This window comes from Amycolatopsis sp. GA6-003 (assembly GCF_046267895.1).
In the GTDB taxonomy this organism is placed as follows: domain Bacteria; phylum Actinomycetota; class Actinomycetes; order Mycobacteriales; family Pseudonocardiaceae; genus Amycolatopsis.
In genome coordinates this window covers 7,429,431-7,444,266 of record NZ_CP176499.1, presented here as the reverse complement: position 1 = coordinate 7,444,266, position 14,836 = coordinate 7,429,431, and the positions used below count along the sequence as shown (strand labels likewise).

At 69.4% G+C, this 14,836-nt stretch carries 13 protein-coding genes; 10 read left to right on the top strand and 3 right to left on the bottom strand.

Translation table 11 applies throughout. The annotated features are described in order from the left end of the window. Nucleotides 1-4: 4 nt before the first annotated feature. Nucleotides 5-403: a VOC family protein gene (locus F9C12_RS33735; RefSeq protein WP_409463080.1), complete on the bottom strand. Its 399-nt coding sequence runs from the start codon at nt 401-403 to the stop codon at nt 5-7. Nucleotides 404-487: 84 nt separating this feature from the next. Between F9C12_RS33735 and F9C12_RS33730 the strand changes: the two genes are divergently transcribed. Beyond that, entirely contained in the window at nt 488-1,486 is a 999-nt protein-coding gene (locus tag F9C12_RS33730; protein WP_409463079.1) for a helix-turn-helix transcriptional regulator, read from the top strand. A gap of 412 nt (nt 1,487-1,898) precedes the next feature. Here the strand turns inward: F9C12_RS33730 and F9C12_RS33725 are convergent, their stop codons facing one another. Continuing rightward, nucleotides 1,899-2,318 carry a MarR family winged helix-turn-helix transcriptional regulator gene (locus tag F9C12_RS33725; RefSeq protein WP_409463078.1) on the bottom strand — a complete coding sequence of 140 codons (420 nt, stop codon included), beginning with the start codon at nt 2,316-2,318 and terminating at the stop codon, nt 1,899-1,901. A 67-nt stretch (nt 2,319-2,385) separates the two neighbouring features. Between F9C12_RS33725 and F9C12_RS33720 the strand changes: the two genes are divergently transcribed. From F9C12_RS33720 to F9C12_RS33685, 8 genes are all read left to right on the top strand, one after another. Beyond that, a complete protein-coding gene (locus F9C12_RS33720; RefSeq protein ID WP_409463077.1) occupies nt 2,386-3,147 on the top strand; it encodes an alpha/beta fold hydrolase in 762 nt (253 codons plus the stop codon). A gap of 323 nt (nt 3,148-3,470) precedes the next feature. Beyond that, nucleotides 3,471-5,549: a hydantoinase/oxoprolinase family protein gene (locus tag F9C12_RS33715; RefSeq protein ID WP_409463076.1), complete on the top strand. Its 2,079-nt coding sequence runs from the start codon at nt 3,471-3,473 to the stop codon at nt 5,547-5,549. Then, on the top strand, nt 5,546-7,258 hold the full coding sequence (locus tag F9C12_RS33710) for a hydantoinase B/oxoprolinase family protein (protein WP_409463075.1): 1,713 nt from the start codon (nt 5,546-5,548) through the stop codon (nt 7,256-7,258). Before F9C12_RS33715 ends, F9C12_RS33710 begins: the two co-directional genes overlap by 4 nt. Nucleotides 7,259-7,298: 40 nt before the next feature. Then, nucleotides 7,299-8,627, top strand: coding sequence for an MFS transporter (locus F9C12_RS33705; protein ID WP_409463074.1), 1,329 nt, complete (start codon nt 7,299-7,301; stop codon nt 8,625-8,627). Next, nucleotides 8,624-9,175, top strand: a complete 552-nt coding sequence (locus F9C12_RS33700) for a cysteine hydrolase family protein (RefSeq protein WP_409463073.1) — start codon at nt 8,624-8,626, stop codon at nt 9,173-9,175. The genes F9C12_RS33705 and F9C12_RS33700 overlap by 4 nt, the downstream gene beginning before the upstream one ends. Beyond that, complete coding sequence (locus F9C12_RS33695; protein ID WP_409463072.1) at nt 9,172-10,335, top strand: aminotransferase class I/II-fold pyridoxal phosphate-dependent enzyme; 1,164 nt, start codon at nt 9,172-9,174, stop codon at nt 10,333-10,335. Before F9C12_RS33700 ends, F9C12_RS33695 begins: the two co-directional genes overlap by 4 nt. After that, the gene (locus F9C12_RS33690) at nt 10,332-11,126 is read left to right on the top strand and encodes an SDR family NAD(P)-dependent oxidoreductase (protein ID WP_409185783.1); all 795 of its coding nucleotides are present in this window, start codon (nt 10,332-10,334) and stop codon (nt 11,124-11,126) included. Before F9C12_RS33695 ends, F9C12_RS33690 begins: the two co-directional genes overlap by 4 nt. A gap of 85 nt (nt 11,127-11,211) precedes the next feature. After that, nucleotides 11,212-12,699 carry a CoA-acylating methylmalonate-semialdehyde dehydrogenase gene (locus F9C12_RS33685; RefSeq protein ID WP_409463071.1) on the top strand — a complete coding sequence of 496 codons (1,488 nt, stop codon included), beginning with the start codon at nt 11,212-11,214 and terminating at the stop codon, nt 12,697-12,699. Nucleotides 12,700-12,743: 44 nt separating this feature from the next. On the opposite strand, the gene F9C12_RS33680 is transcribed toward F9C12_RS33685, so the two are convergent. Continuing rightward, a complete protein-coding gene (locus F9C12_RS33680; protein ID WP_409463070.1) occupies nt 12,744-13,547 on the bottom strand; it encodes a GntR family transcriptional regulator in 804 nt (267 codons plus the stop codon). Between the two features lie 63 nt (nt 13,548-13,610). Between F9C12_RS33680 and F9C12_RS33675 the strand changes: the two genes are divergently transcribed. Then, entirely contained in the window at nt 13,611-14,756 is a 1,146-nt protein-coding gene (locus tag F9C12_RS33675; protein ID WP_409463069.1) for a pyridoxal phosphate-dependent aminotransferase, read from the top strand. The last annotated feature ends 80 nt before the right edge of the window (nt 14,757-14,836 follow it).

Sequence of the window (14,836 nt, the reverse complement as noted above, 5' to 3'; positions counted from 1 at the left end):
TCCGTCACCTGGCGAGCCGGGCGCGGGCCTCCTCGGTCTGCGGCGCGAACAAGTTGACCAGGTTGCCGTCCGGGTCGCGGAACAGCAGCGAACGGTTGCCCCACGGCATCGTCGTCGGCTCCTGCACGACCTCCGCGAGCAGCGGCCGCAGCCGCGCGAACACCTGGTCCACGTCCTCGACCAGGAACTCCAGGATGACGGTCCGGTTCGATTCCGGCACCGCCGCGCCCGCGCTGAACAGCGCCATCGTCTCGGCGCTGCCGATCGCCAAGGTCGCGGTTTCGCCGACGAACTCCGCGAACTGCTTCGCCGGCCGGCTCGCCACGAGGCCGGTCACCTGCTCATAGAAGGACGTCAGACGGTCGACGTCACTGGTGATGATTCGGACAGAAGTCAACTGCACGGCCATATTCCTCTCTAGGTGTCTGCTTGCCACGCTAGAAGCAATAGTGGACAGGATCCGCCCGGTATTGCGAGAATGCCGGCCATGACCCGGCCGATCGCCCGCGTGCTGGCGCTGCTGGAAATCCTGCAGGGCGGCGGCACCCGGACGGTCGCCGAACTCGCCGGGCGGCTGGACGTGGACGAGCGCACCGTCCGCCGCTACGTCGAGCACCTGCTTGACCTGGACATCCCGGTCCGTTCGGTACGCGGCCGCTACGGCGGGTACCGGCTCGCCCCCGGTTACCGGATGCCGCCGCTGATGCTCACCGACGAGGAGGCGCTCGCCGTCCTGCTCGGCCTGGTCGCGGGACAGCGCGCCGGCCTGGTCACCACGTCGGTCGCGGCCGTGGAAAGCGCAGCGGCGAAGGTCCGCCGGGTGCTGCCCGAGGCGCTCGGCCGTCGGCTTGACGCGTTGCTGGAGGTCGCCGATTTCACCGCACCCGCCCGCACCTCGCTCACCGCGGAGGCCGAGGTGCTCCTCGCCGTCGCCGAGGCAGCCCGCGACCAGCGGCCGATCAAACTCGCCTACACCGCGGCTCACGGGCGAAGCAGCGAACGCGTCGTCGAACCGTACGGTGTCGTGGCACACTCCGGCCGTTGGTATCTCACCGGCTTCGACTCAAGTGCCGGACAGGTGCGCACGTTCCGCGTCGATCGCATCGAGCGCGCCGAACCGCAGGACGGAACCTTCAGCGCCCCAACGGATTTCGATCCCTCGCACCAGGTGCTTACCGGGATCGCCGAGGCACCGCACCGGCATGACGTAGCAGTGCGGATCGACGCGACCGCGGAGGAGATCCGGGCGGTGTTCCCGCCGTCCATCGCCATCCTCGAGGCGGACCCCCCATGGATCCGGGCACGCATCCGGGCCGAACGCCTGGACTGGATCCCGCCGCGACTAGCCGCGCTCGACCGGCCGTTCGTCATCGAGCAGCCGGACGCGCTGCGCGACCAGATGCGCGCCCTCGCCGACCGGCTGACGGGTTACGCCGGAGCAGATTCGGGTGCGGTCTCCGGCATCGCGCCTGGCTCGGCGGACTGAGCGACCGCACCTCGACACCACGCCGACTGGCTCTTGGACTCCACGGAGCCGACTCGAACGCGGTCTCCCGCAACGCCCCCTGGCGCGGCAAGCTGAGCCACCCCCGACCCGCCACCACTCCCCGACTACGCCAGAGGAGACCGGAACGCGGTCACTGCAAACGCACCCCACCCGGCGAACTGAGCCCAACCCCAAGTCGACACGACCCGACTGGCTCCCGAACTCCGGCAGACCAGACTCGAACGCGGTCGCCACGCACCTGGCGCGGCAGTGCCGAGCGACCCCCGACGCACCATCCGCCCCGACCGGCCCTTCGCCTACGTCAGAGCAAACTCGAGCGCGACTTCCCCAACCCACCCAACCCGGCGATCTGAGCCGCCGCCACCTCGGCACCACCCCGGCGGCTCCCGGCCTACGCCGAATCCGCCTCCAAAGCGATATCCAGCAACGTACCCAGCTCATTGAGCTGCGCCGCCGAAAGCCGGCTGAACGACTCCTTCACCACGACGTCCACGACTTCCTGCCCCGCCGCCCGCAGTTCCGCGCCCTTCTCCGTGAGGCGGTGCCGCACTGCGCGGCCCGGTCCCGGCACTCGTTCGATCAGGCCGCGATCGACCATGCGCGCGGCCAGCGTGCCGAAGGACTGATCGGTCTGGAAGGTCAGCACGGCGAGGTCGTGCAGCGACGCCTCCGGGTGATTGTCCAAGTGCCGCAAGGTATCCCACTGCACCAGCGACAAACCGAGCGGCTGCAGCGCCTGGCTCAGCGCACGGTGATGGCGGTGCTGCAGGCGCTTGACGGCCAGAGCGACGTCGGCGTGGCGGTACTTCATGGCCGCGCAGCCTACCCGACCACAGCACAGGTTGCTTATCTAAGGTTGTTTATATAAGGTTCCTGATATGACTTTCTCCCAGACTCTTCAACTCCGCTCGCCCGGCCCGGTCGAGATCACCGTCCAAGACCAGGACCGCACCCAGACGTTCCTGCTCCTGCACGGCGGAGGCGGAGTCGCGACAATGGCCGGTTTCGCCGATCTCCTGGCCGAACGCACCCGCTCGCGAGTCCTGCTGCCCACCCACCCGGGGTTCAACGGCACGCCGAAAGCCGCCGAACTCACCGACGTCACCGCGTTGGCCAGGGCCTACGTCGCGATGCTCGACCACCTCGACGTCTCGAACGTCACCGTGCTCGGCAATTCCTTCGGCGGCTGGCTGGCGGCGGAAATCGCGCTGCTGCACAGTCCGCGCGTCAGTCGCGTGGTGCTCGTCGACGGCATCGGCATCGAGGTCGACGGCCATCCGCTGGCCGACGTCCGCGGCAAAACGGTCGCGGAAATCCAGCAATTTTCCTTCCACGACCCGGCGAAGGCACCGACCCCGCCAGCGGGCGGCAGTGGTCCGAGCCCGGACGTCCTGGCACTGGTCGGCTACACCGGTCCGTCGATGTCCGACCCGACACTGGCCGAACGGCTTGGCAAAACAGACCTCCCCGTCCACGTCCTGTGGGGCGAAAGCGACCGAATCGCCGATCCGCAGTACGGCGAGGCCTACGCGGCCGCGATCCCGGGCGCGACGTTCACCGTGCTTCCCCGCACGGGACACTTGCCGCAGGTCGAAACTCCGGAAGAACTGCTCGACGCACTGCTCGCCCTTGACGCATAACCACACCGCCCGGACGAGCACTCCCGCCCACTGCGCGCAGAGCGCCACGGCCCGCTGCCCTGCTCGACGCCCCTCGCACCGAGCATCTGCCACCAAGCCGTAGCCGCCCCGGAACATCTGCCCGGGACGCCCAGACGATCACCGGGGCCAGGAAATCCGCAGGTCCACGCCCTGCTCCGGACAACACCCGCAGTCTTCAGCAATACCTCCGGTCACCTCCTGCTACGACCAGTTAAGGATTAAAAAATGGCAACTACTGCTTGCTGATATCTCAACTCAGACCTACTGTGATCCCAGTCGCTCGCTGAACGAAGGAGATCGCAGTGCCTCGCAGTCACGATCCTCGACCGGCCGGCTGGCGGGTCGGCGCCGACATCGGCGGCACGTTCACCGACGTCATCGCGCTGGGCCCGGCCGGGGAGGTCGTCCCGATGAAGGTGCCGTCGACGCCGCCCGACTACGGCGCGGGCGTCGTGACGGCGACGACCGCGGTGCTGTCTTCCGCCGGAACGCGGCCGGAGTCCGTCGTCGCGATGCTGCACGGCACGACCGTGGCCACCAACGCGATCCTGTCGATGAGCGGCGTCCGGACCGCGGTGGTCACCACCCGGGGTTTCCGCGACGTGCTGGAAATCGGGCGGCTGCGGCGGCCGAAGCTCTACGACCTGTCCTGGTCGAAGCCGGAACCGTTGGCCCGCAGGAGGAATCGCTACGAACTCGACCAGCGCATCACCGCCGACGGGCAGCTTTCCCCCGCGACTGACGCGGGCGAAGTCCGCGCGCTGGCCGAGCAATTGCGCGCGGACGGCATCGAAGCGGTCGCGGTGTGCCTGCTCAATTCTTACGTCCGGCCGGACGAAGAGCGGCGGGTCGCCGAGCTGCTGCGCGCCGAGCTGCCGGGGGTCTACGTCACGGCATCGGTCGACGTTTCCCCGCAGCCGCACGAATTCGAACGCACCAGCACGGCGACGGTCAACGCTTACGTCGGCCCGGCGGTGCACGGCTACCTCACCCGACTGGAAGCGGGGCTGCGCGCCGAAAACGTCCACGCGCCGCTGCTGGTCATGCAGTCCAGCGGCGGCCTGCTCGACGCCGCGTCGGTCGCGCAACGGCCGGTGCAGATCATCGAATCCGGTCCGGCCGCCGGGGTCACCGCGGTGCAGAAGCTCGCGCAGCTGATCGGTCTGTCCACAGTGGTCGCTTTCGACATGGGCGGAACCACGGCGAAGGCCTCGCTGATCGAGCACGGGGAACCGTTCGTCTCGGCGGATTACGAGGTCGGCGGCGGGATGAACGTGGCACGCGGGCTCAGTTCCGGGGCCGGCTACCCGGTGCGGGCCCCGTCGATCGACATCGCCGAGGTCGGTTCCGGCGGCGGCAGCATCATCTCCGTCGACCCGGCGGGCGCGCTCCACGTCGGACCGGCGAGCGCCGGATCGCGGCCAGGCCCGGCCTGCTATGGCCAGGGCGGCGAACTGCCGACTCTGACGGATGCCAACGTGACGCTGGGATATCTCAGCCCGCAGTCCCTGGCCGGCGGCCGCGTAGCGATTCACCCGGACCTTGCCGAAAAAGCCCTGTCCACAGTGGCCGAACAGCTCGGCGATGACATCCCAGGTGCCGCACGCGGGGCATATCAGGTCGCCGTCTCTAGTATGACAACCGCGGTCAAAGCGGTTACCAGCGAACGGGGCCGGGACCCGCGAGAGGCCACGATGGTCGCGTTCGGCGGCGCCGGCCCGCTGTACGCCGCCGCGCTGGCCCGCGAACTGGGCATCGACACCGTGCTCGTCCCGGTGCACCCCGGGCTGTTCAGCAGTCTCGGCCTGCTCGTCGCCGACACCGAACGCCACGAACTCTCGCCGTACCGCGCCGAATTCGCGGAGATCTCCGCGCTCGCCAAGGAATTCGCGCGACTGTCCGAAAAGGTCCGCGAGGAACTCGGCGAGGACGCGGTCGTGGACCGGCTGCTGGACATGCGCTACCGCGGCCAGCGCTTCGAACTGCGGATCCGCGTACCCGACGGCGAACTCACCGAGGACCTGCTCGCCGAGACCCGCGCCCGGTTCCACGCCGAGCACAAGCGCACCTACGGCCGCGCTGGCACCGACGATCTGGTCGAGCCGGTCAACCTCCGCGTACGCGGCAGGCAGCCCACCCCAGTCTCTATTTCGGACATACTGGCGCTCCCCGAGGACGAGAGCACGGCACCGAAGACCCGCGAATGCCGTTTCGCCGAAACAGTTTCCGCGCCAGTCCTCACCCGGTCCGCGCTCGGCACCGAGCCGGTGGACGGACCGATGATCATCGAGGACATGGACGCCACCACCCTGGTGCCGCCCGGCGCGCAGGCGCACCGAGACCGGTTCAACAACATCGTGATCACCTGGAGTGCCGCATGATCCGCGACGCCGTGACGTTCGAGGTCTTCCGCAACGCCGTCACCGGGATCGCCGACGAAATGGCGATCACCATTCTGCGCACCGCGCATTCGCAGCTCGTCGCGTCCAGCATGGACTTCTCGGCCGCGCTGTGCGACGCCCGCGGCCGCGTCATCGCCCAGGCGAACACGCTGCCGGTGCACCTCGGGTCCATTCCGGACGCGATGGAAGCGATCTTCGCCGAGTTCGGCGATTCGGTGCGCCCCGGCGACCTCTACCTGCTCAACGACCCGTCGCTCGGCGGCATGCACCTGCCGGACATCTTCGCGGTCTCCCCCGTGTTCACCGGGGAAACGCTGCTCGGCTTCGCGGTCACCGTCGTCAACCACACCGACGTCGGCGGCTGGGCGGCCGGGTCGATGGCAGTCCAGTCCACTAATATCTTTGCCGAGGGAATTCAGATCCCACCGGCGCGGCTGATCGACGCGGGCGCCACGAACGAAACCTTCCTGCGGGTGCTGCTGCGCAACGTCCGCGAGCCGGAACTCCTGCGCGGCGACCTGGAATCTCAACTGGCCGCCTGTCATACCGGAGCCGAAGGGCTGCGCGCCCTCGCCGAGCGCCACGGCGTCGAACGGCTCACCGAGCTGATCGACGAACTGCTCGACTACTCCGAAACCCTCCTGCGCGCCGCGCTCGCCGAAGCCGTGCCCGGCACCTACGAGTTCACCGATCACATCGACGATGACGGCCTCGGCTCCGGGCCGATCCCGATCCGCGTCAAGGCGACGCTGTCGGAGTCCGGAATCGAACTCGACTTCACCGGTTCCTCGCCGCAGGTCGGCTCCGCGCTCAACGCGACCGCGTCGTTCACCCGCTCCGCCGCCTACGCCGCGCTGCAAGGCGTTCTCGCCTCCGACATCCCGGCCAACAGCGGCTTCTACCGGCCGTTCAGCTTCGTCATCCCGGAAGCGTCCATCCTCAATGGACAGCGCCCGGCCGCTCGCGGCGCCCGCGGACTGGTCGGCTTCCGGATCATCGACGCGGTGCTCGGCGCGCTCGCGCCGGTGTTCCCGGACCGGGTGCCCGCCGCGGGCGAGGGCGGTCCGGACGGAATCGCGATCGGGCTCGTCGGGCCGGACGGCGAATCCATGGTGCTGTGGGATCCGCTCGCCGGTGCCTGGGGCGCCCGGCCCGACCGCGACGGCGTCGACGGGATCAGCTCGCTGGGCGCGAACCTGACCAACACGCCGGTCGAGGAACTCGAACGCTCCGGGCACCTCCGCATCGACGGCTACGGCTACCTGCCCGACAGCGGCGGCGCGGGACGCTGGCGCGGCGGGCTCGCGACGTTCCGCGACATGACGCTGCTGGCTCCCGAGGCCAGCGTGCAGATCCGGTCCGACCGGCGGAAGTTCCTGCCGTACGGGCTGGACGGCGGCGCACCGGGGACTCCGTCGCTCAACGTCCTCGACCTGGGCGGACCCGGCGAACGCGTGCTGGAGTCCAAACCGCACTTCACCATGACCGCCGGCACCCGGCACCGGCACGTGACCGCGGGCGGGGGCGGCCACGGACACCCGTTCGGCCGGGAGCCGGAGCGGGTGCTCGAAGACGTGCTGGACGGCAAGGTCACCCGCGAAGGGGCCGTCCGGGACTACGGCGTCGTCATCGACGACGGGGGGATCGACCAGGCCGCCACCGCTGCCATACGAGGCGGAGCGCGCTGACATACCACCACTCCCATTCCCCGACAGATCGGACTTCGCCATGAGTTCCCATGTCGCCGCCGGCCGGAGCACCGTCTCGCCGCGCACCTGGCGGAAAGCGGGCCTCCGGATCATCCCGCTGGTCGGGCTCGCCTACGTGGCCAGCTACATCGACCGCGCCAACGTCGGCTACCTCGCCGCCCCGATGTCGCGCGACCTGCACCTGAGCACCGGCCAGATCGGGCTCGCCGCCGGGCTGTTCTTCATCGGCTACATCCTCGTCGAGGTGCCGAGCAACCTGGCGCTGCGGCGGTTCGGCGCGCGGAAGTGGATCGCGCGCATCATGGTCACCTGGGGCCTGGTCACCGCGGCGACCGCGGCGGTGAACTCGGCCGCGACGCTCTACCTGGCCCGGCTTCTGCTCGGGTTCGCCGAGGCCGGGCTCGCCGCCGGGATCCTGCTCTACCTGACGCTGTGGTTCCCGCGCCGCCAGCGGTCCTGGGCGTTGTCGGCGTTCTTCCTGATGACGCCGGTGTCTTCGATCATCGGCTCTCCGCTGGCCGCCGCGCTGCTCGAATGGGGCCAGCAGTTGTTCGGCATCGCGGGCTGGCGGTCGCTGTTCCTGGTCGAGGGCATGCTGACGGTGGTGGTCAGCGTCCTGGTCTTCGTCTTCCTTCCCGACCGCCCGGCCACCGCGCGCTGGCTCGACGACGACGAGAAGGCCGCGATCGAGGCGACGCTGGCCGCGGAAGCCGAGGAACACCGGGCCCACGGCGCGCTTTCCGGTCTGCGCGAGGCGCTGACCAGCCGCCGCGTCTGGATCATGGCCGTGACGTGGTTTGCCATCGCGTTCGGGCTCTACCCGCTCCAGTTCTTCCTGCCGACGATGCTCCGGTCCATCACGCACAGCATCGGCGGCGCGGGAGACGTCAGCAGCGTCCTGTTGTCCGCGATCCCGTACGCCGTGGCTTTGCTGGCGCTGCTGGTGTGGGCACGCTTCGCGGCCCGGCGTACCGCAGTCACCGCCACTGCCATACCAATGGCCGTCGGTGTTGTCGGTCTGCTGCTGGCGACGTTCACCAGCAGCGGCACGCTGTTCGTGATCGCGGTCTGCCTGAGCGTCTCCGGGATTCTCACCGCGATGCCGCAGTTCTGGCGCATCCCGGCGATCGGGCTGACCGGCGCGGCCGCCGCGTCCGGGATCGCGCTGATCAACTCGGTCAGCAATCTCAGCGGGTTCATCGGCCCGTACTTCACCGGCGCGGTCGCGTCGGCGACCGGCAGTTTCACCTATGCGCTGCTGGCGATCGCGATCATCATGACGCCAGGACTGGCCGCCCTGCTCACCACGGGGCGGCGGATGGAACGACTGGACGGGAATCTTTCATGACCACTGCACTGATCGTCGGCGACCTCCAGCGGGGCATCACGGACGGCTACCCGTTCGCCCGCCAGGTCGTGCCTCCGCTCAGCGCCCTGCTGCCGCGGGCCCGGAAGGCAGGCGTGCTCGTCGTCTTCGTGCACTTCGCCATGCGGGGCAACGGAACCGACCTGCCCGACGGCGCGCTGTACCGCTCGTTCTTCGACGCCGGCGACGCGTTCCACGAGGGTTCGCCGGGCACCGAATTGACGCTGCCGACCTCCGAGGAGGACGTCGTCATCCTGAAGCGGCGGGCCAGCGCCTTCGCGGGCACGGACCTCGACCTCGTGCTCCGCGCCCGGGGCGTCCGCGAGGTCGCGGTCGCCGGGGTGGCGACCAGCGCGATGGTCACCGCCACCTGCTACGACGCGGCGGATCGCGGTTACCAGGTGACCGTGCTGCGCGACGGATGCGCCGACGGCGACCAGACCGTCAACGATTTCTTGCTGGACAAGGTCTTCCCCAGCCGGGGGTTCGAGGTCGTGTCCTGTGCCGAGTGGACCGGAGGCACCGCGTGAACACCGCGTTGCTCGACCGGCTCCGCACCGATCTCGAGAGCCGCCGGATTCGGCGCGACCTGGTGGTCTCCGGTGCGCAGGGACCGACGCTGAGCGTGGCTGACGAGGTGCTGGTCAACCTCGCTTCCAACGACTACCTCGGTCTCGCCGGCTCCCCGGAAGTCCTTGCCGCGGCCCAGGAAACGCTGCGAGACCAAGGACTCGGCGTGGCCGCGGGCCGGGTGCTCTGCGGCGGCCGGAGTGTCCACAGTGCACTCGAAACCGCCATCGCCGACCTGGTCGGCGCCGAGGACGCGGTGTTGTACAGCTCGTGCTTCGACGCGAACCTCGGTGTCTTCGCCGCCCTGCTCGGCCCGGACGACGTGATCTTCAGCGACGCGCTCAACCACGCCAGCCTGATCGACGGCATCCGGTTGGCGCAGGCCCAGCGGCGCGTCTACGCCCACTCAGATCTCAACGAGCTGGAGCGATATCTCAACGAGAGTGCGCAGGCACGGCACCGGCTGATCGTGACCGACGGCGTGTTCAGCATGGACGGCGACCTCGCCGCTCTCCCCCAGCTCGCCGAACTGGCGCGCCGCTACGACGCGGTGCTGCTGGTCGACGATTCGCACGCGACCGGGGTGCTCGGCGGCGGGACCGCAGAGCACTTCGGACTCGTCGGCGAGGTCGACCTCGTGACCGGGACCCTCGGCAAGGCGCTCGGCGGCGCGGCCGGAGGCTTCGTCGCCGGGGCGCGCGCGGTTACCGAGACCCTGCGCCAGGTCTCGCGGCCGTACATCTTCACCAACGCGATGGCACCTCCGCTGGCGGCCGCCGCACTGTCCGCGATCCAGCTGGCCACTCGCCGTCCGGAGCTGCGAGAACGCTTGGCCGCCAACACTTCCTGGCTCCGCAGCGCGTTGCGGGGGCTCGGGTACGAGGTGCTGCCCGGCGAACATCCGATTGTCCCGGTGATGCTGCGCGGCGGAACGCTCGCCGTTGATATTGCAGCAGCCCTGCGGCGCGAAGGCGTCCTCGTCTTCGCGCTCGCGCACCCGGTCGTCCCGGCTGGTGAAGAGCGGATCCGGGTACAGGTCTCGGCCTCGCACACGATGGAGCACCTCGAACGGGCAGCCGCTGCTTTCGGCCGGGTGCGCAGCTTGGTGGCGGCCGCATGAGCGCCGTCGAAGGCCTCCGCGCGCCTACCCGCGCCGACAGCAGCGAACTCGCCGGCCGGGTCGCGATCGTGACCGGCGGCGCGAGCGGCATGGGACTGGCGACAGTGCACGCGCTGGCCTCCCGGGGCGCGACCGTCGCGGTGTTCGACCCCGCCGCGCGTGCCGTCGAAGAACTGGCGGCGACGCTCTCGGTTCCGGCTGAGCGGCTCCGGTCGATCGCGGTGGACGTCACGGACGCCGACCGGGTCGGCCGCGCGTTCGACGCGGTGCTGGCCGACCAAGCCCGGCTCGACATCCTCGTCAACGCGGCCGGTATCGCACCACCGACGGCGTTTGAAGATATCACCGAGGCCGAGTGGAATCGCGTGCTCGCGGTGAGCGTGCACGGGACCTTCCTGTGCTGCCAGCGCGCGCTGCCCGCGATGCGGACCGGCGGCTGGGGCCGGGTCGTCAATTTCTCCTCCACCGCGGGCAAAACGATCAGCACGGCGGGCGGGGCGCATTACACGACCGCCAAGCACGGCGTCCTCGGCCTCACCCGGCACCTCGCGAAGAACTACGGCCCGGACGGAATCACGGTCAACGCCGTCTGCCCTGGCCTGATCGACACGCCGATGGTCCGCGGCCTGCTTTCCGCGGAAGCGCTCGACGAAGCCACCCGGTCGTTCCCGGTCCCGCGCGCCGGGCTGCCGTGGGAAGTAGCGGAACTCGTCGCGTTCCTCGCCTCCGACCGGGCGGCCTACATCACCGGCGCCGCGATCGACATCAACGGCGGCGACCTGATCGTCTGAGCCGCCCCCGGCGAAAACCCTTGCCCCGCATCAGCATCGGCGTCCGATGCTGCCCCGAAACCCTGACCAAGAAGGCGAGCCCCTCGTGCACCCCATCATCCGACACCGCATCGGCGGCCGGGAAACCACCGGTCATTCGACCCGGACCGCGCCGGTGTGGAATCCCGCGACCGGCGAGCGCCAAGCCGACGTGCTGCTCGCCGAACCCGCCGACGTCAACGCCGCGGTGCAAGCCGCGCGCATCGCGCTGCCGGACTGGGCCGACACGTCGGTCATGCGCCGGTCGCGGCTCATGTTCGCGTTCCGCAATCTGGTCGAGAAACGCCTCGACGACCTGGCCCGGATCGTTTCCGCCGAACACGGCAAGGTTTTCGAGGACGCGAAGGGCGAGCTGGTCCGCGGCCTGGAGGTGATCGATTTCGCCTGCGGCATCCCGCAATTGCTCAAAGGCGAGTACTCCGACCAGGTCTCGACCGGCGTCGACCTGTTTTCGTTCCGGCAGCCGCTCGGCGTCTGCGCGGGCATCACGCCGTTCAATTTCCCCGCCATGGTCCCGATGTGGATGCACCCGATCGCCATCGCGACCGGGAACACGTTCGTGCTCAAACCGTCCGAACGCGACCCTTCCGCGGCCAATTTCGTCGCCGAACTCTACGCCGAAGCGGGATTGCCGGACGGCGTTTTCAACGTCGTGCACGGCGACAAGGTCGCGGTCGACGCGGTGCTGGACCATCCGGACGTCGCCGCCGTGTCGTTCGTCGGCTCGACGCCGATCGCGCGGTACGTGCACGAACGCGCGACCGCGAACGGCAAGCGCGTGCAGGCGCTCGGCGGCGCGAAGAACCACGCCGTCGTCCTGCCCGACGCCGACCTCGAAAACGCCGCCGAGCACCTGGTTTCCGCCGCGTACGGATCGGCCGGCCAGCGTTGCATGGCGATCTCCGTCGCCGTCGCGGTCGGCGACGTGGCCGAGCCGCTGCTCAAGCTGATCAGCGAAAAGGCGCGGGCGATCAAGGTCGGGCCGGGGCTGACGCCGGGATCCGAGATGGGGCCGGTCGTGTCGCCGGAAGCGCTCGACCGCGTCCGCGGCTACATCGACGCCGGGGTCGCCGCGGGCGCCGAACTCGTGGTCGACGGCCGGGACGTCGCCGTCAAGGAGAGCGGATTCTTCGTCGGGCCAACGCTTTTCGACGCCGTTACCCCCGACATGAGCGTGTACCGCGACGAGATTTTCGGCCCGGTTCTCGTGGTCGTGCGCGTCGATTCGCTGACCGAGGCGATCGAACTGATCAACGCGAGCGAATGGGCCAACGGCACCGCGGTTTTCACCGGCAGCGGCCGGGCGGCCCGGCAATTCCAGCGTTCGGTGCAAGTCGGGATGATCGGCGTGAACGTGCCGATTCCGGTGCCGATGGCGTTCTACTCGTTCGGCGGCTGGAAACAGTCTCTGTTCGGCGCGCACCACATGCACGGCCCCGAGGGCGTCGCTTTCTACACCCGGGCCAAGGCGGTGACCAGCCGCTGGCCGGAATCGCCGGAGGAGGCGAGCCTGCATTTCCCGACCGCAGTCTGAACGGGCGGCGGCCCGGGGAGAGCGCTCTCCCCGGGCCGCACCGGTCAATTCAGCGGGATTTCGATGTTGGCCCTGCTGACCGACGTGCTCTTGGTCAGCACCTGGAGCACGTCGCGGCGCACTCGCTCGCACCGCGCCTGCATCGCCATGCGCGCTGCTTTCGGGTCACGGTCGCGCAGGCTCTCGAAAATCGCGTGCAGCTCGCCCGGCGGGCTCGCGACGTCCGGCGCGATCATCAGCACCATCCGCAGCACCCGCTCCAATTCGTCGAGCACCTCGACGAGCGATTTCGTGAGCCGGTTGTTGCCGCTGAAATGGGCCATGATGGCCTCGAATTCGATCCCGACCGGGAGCCAGTCGTCGAGTCTCGTCTCGGCCGGAACGTAATCGGACGCGATTTCCGCCAGTATTCCGAGCCGTTCGAGCGCCGCCGGCGGGACTCCGTTGCTTGCTGCCTCGGCAGCCGCCTCGGAGGCCAGCAGCGACCGCAGGCCGCACAGATCGTCGGTGTCCTGCAACGTGATCGAACTGACGATGTAGCCCGCGCGCGGAAGCGCGCTCACCAGTCCGTCGCGCCGCAGCCGCGCCAGCGCTTCTCGCACCGGCGTTTTGCTGATCTTCCACTGCTGCGCGAGCGACGTCTCGGTGAAGCTGCTGCCGGGCCGCAGGGTCAGATCGATGATCTGGCGCCGGATCGCCCGGTACGCCTGACTGGTCCGGTCTAGGGCGGATTCGTCCTTGCCCACCAGCAACAACGCGGGAATGTGCGCAGTGCTGGGAAGGACGTCGTGGATGTCGGACACCCGTTGAGAATACCAGTACGACCCGTTGATATAGCACTCAGACATCTCTATACACCTCCAGAGATATCTACCATTGATACTGATATCTCAGTGTGCGAAGCTGGTGTCATGCCGCGAAGCAGCTCGACCTCCTGGGTTCTCCCCGCTTCCCGCGAGGTCCCGGCGCTGGGCGCACTGAGCGCCCGCGACCGGGCCCGCCGGACCGGACTCCCGATGCTCCCGCTGGTGGGCGCCCCGGTCCTGCCGATGCCCGAGCACGTGCGCGAAGCGGTCCTCCGCGCAATGGACAAACCGGACCCGCGCGACAGCCGGGGCCTTCCCGAACTCCGGTCGGCCATCGCCGCGGAACTCGGCCCGGACATCGACCCCGAGCGCAGGCTCCTGGTAACGCACGGTGCGCAGCACGGCCTTTCCCTGGTGCTGCGCACCGTCCTCGAACCCGGCGACGAGGTGCTCGTGCCGACCCCGGCGTACTTCTTCGACGGCGCCATCCGCGAATCCGGCGCGGTGCCCGCGTATGTCCCGTCCCGAGAGGACTGGAGCTTCGATCTCGACGGCATGGCCGCCGCGATCACGTCCCGCACCCGCGCCCTTCTCCTGTGCAATCCGGTCAATCCCACCGGCTACCTCCCCGATGCCGAAACCGTCGCCGCGGTGGTCGGTCTCGCCGCCCGCCACGGCCTTGTCGTGATCTCCGATGATTCGTGGCGGCAGTTCGCCTTCGATCAGAACGAACACCATCCGATCGAGCGACTTTCCGGGCAGTGGCCGTATCTGATCACCGTCACCAGCCTCAGCAAGTACTACGCGCTCGCGACCTGGCGGATCGGCTACGTGCTGGCGCCGCCGGAAATCGTCGACGCGATGGAACGCCGGCTGCAATGGGAAGCCGTGTGCTGCGGCGCGGTCGCGCAGTACGCGGCGACCGCCGCGCTCACCGGGCCGCGCGAATGGCTCGACCGGGAGCTCGCGACGTACCAGCGGAAACGCGACCTCGTGTGCGACGGCCTCGCCGCCAGCGGCCTGCCCGCCCCGGTGCGCCCCGGCGGCGGCGCGTTCCTGCTGGCCGACTGCGGCCGGCTCGGCGGCACTCCGGAAGACATCGACCGGGCCTTGCTGCGCAACGGAATCACCGCGATCCCCGGCGCCGACCTGCACGCGCCGGAGACCCACGTCCGGCTCACCTTCGGCGCGGCGGAGCCGGTGCTGGAGGCGCTGGTCAGCGCGGTGAAACAAGCCGTCGAAGAGGCATAACCGAACCGGTTTCGCACTGCGCGGGAAGTCCGCTACGCTCGGTAGGAGCATCTATCACCGTGTCAACACGCGGGAGGTAC

Coding starts and splice junctions, on each gene's coding strand:
- F9C12_RS33720 (WP_409463077.1), top strand. CDS start 2,386: ATGACTTTCTCCCAGACTCTTCAACTCCGCTCGCCCGGCCCGGTCGAG.
- F9C12_RS33680 (WP_409463070.1), bottom strand. CDS start 13,547: ATGTCTGAGTGCTATATCAACGGGTCGTACTGGTATTCTCAACGGGTG.
- F9C12_RS33675 (WP_409463069.1), top strand. CDS start 13,611: ATGCCGCGAAGCAGCTCGACCTCCTGGGTTCTCCCCGCTTCCCGCGAG.
- F9C12_RS33705 (WP_409463074.1), top strand. CDS start 7,299: ATGAGTTCCCATGTCGCCGCCGGCCGGAGCACCGTCTCGCCGCGCACC.
- F9C12_RS33710 (WP_409463075.1), top strand. CDS start 5,546: ATGATCCGCGACGCCGTGACGTTCGAGGTCTTCCGCAACGCCGTCACC.
- F9C12_RS33725 (WP_409463078.1), bottom strand. CDS start 2,318: ATGAAGTACCGCCACGCCGACGTCGCTCTGGCCGTCAAGCGCCTGCAG.
- F9C12_RS33690 (WP_409185783.1), top strand. CDS start 10,332: ATGAGCGCCGTCGAAGGCCTCCGCGCGCCTACCCGCGCCGACAGCAGC.
- F9C12_RS33700 (WP_409463073.1), top strand. CDS start 8,624: ATGACCACTGCACTGATCGTCGGCGACCTCCAGCGGGGCATCACGGAC.
- F9C12_RS33730 (WP_409463079.1), top strand. CDS start 488: ATGACCCGGCCGATCGCCCGCGTGCTGGCGCTGCTGGAAATCCTGCAG.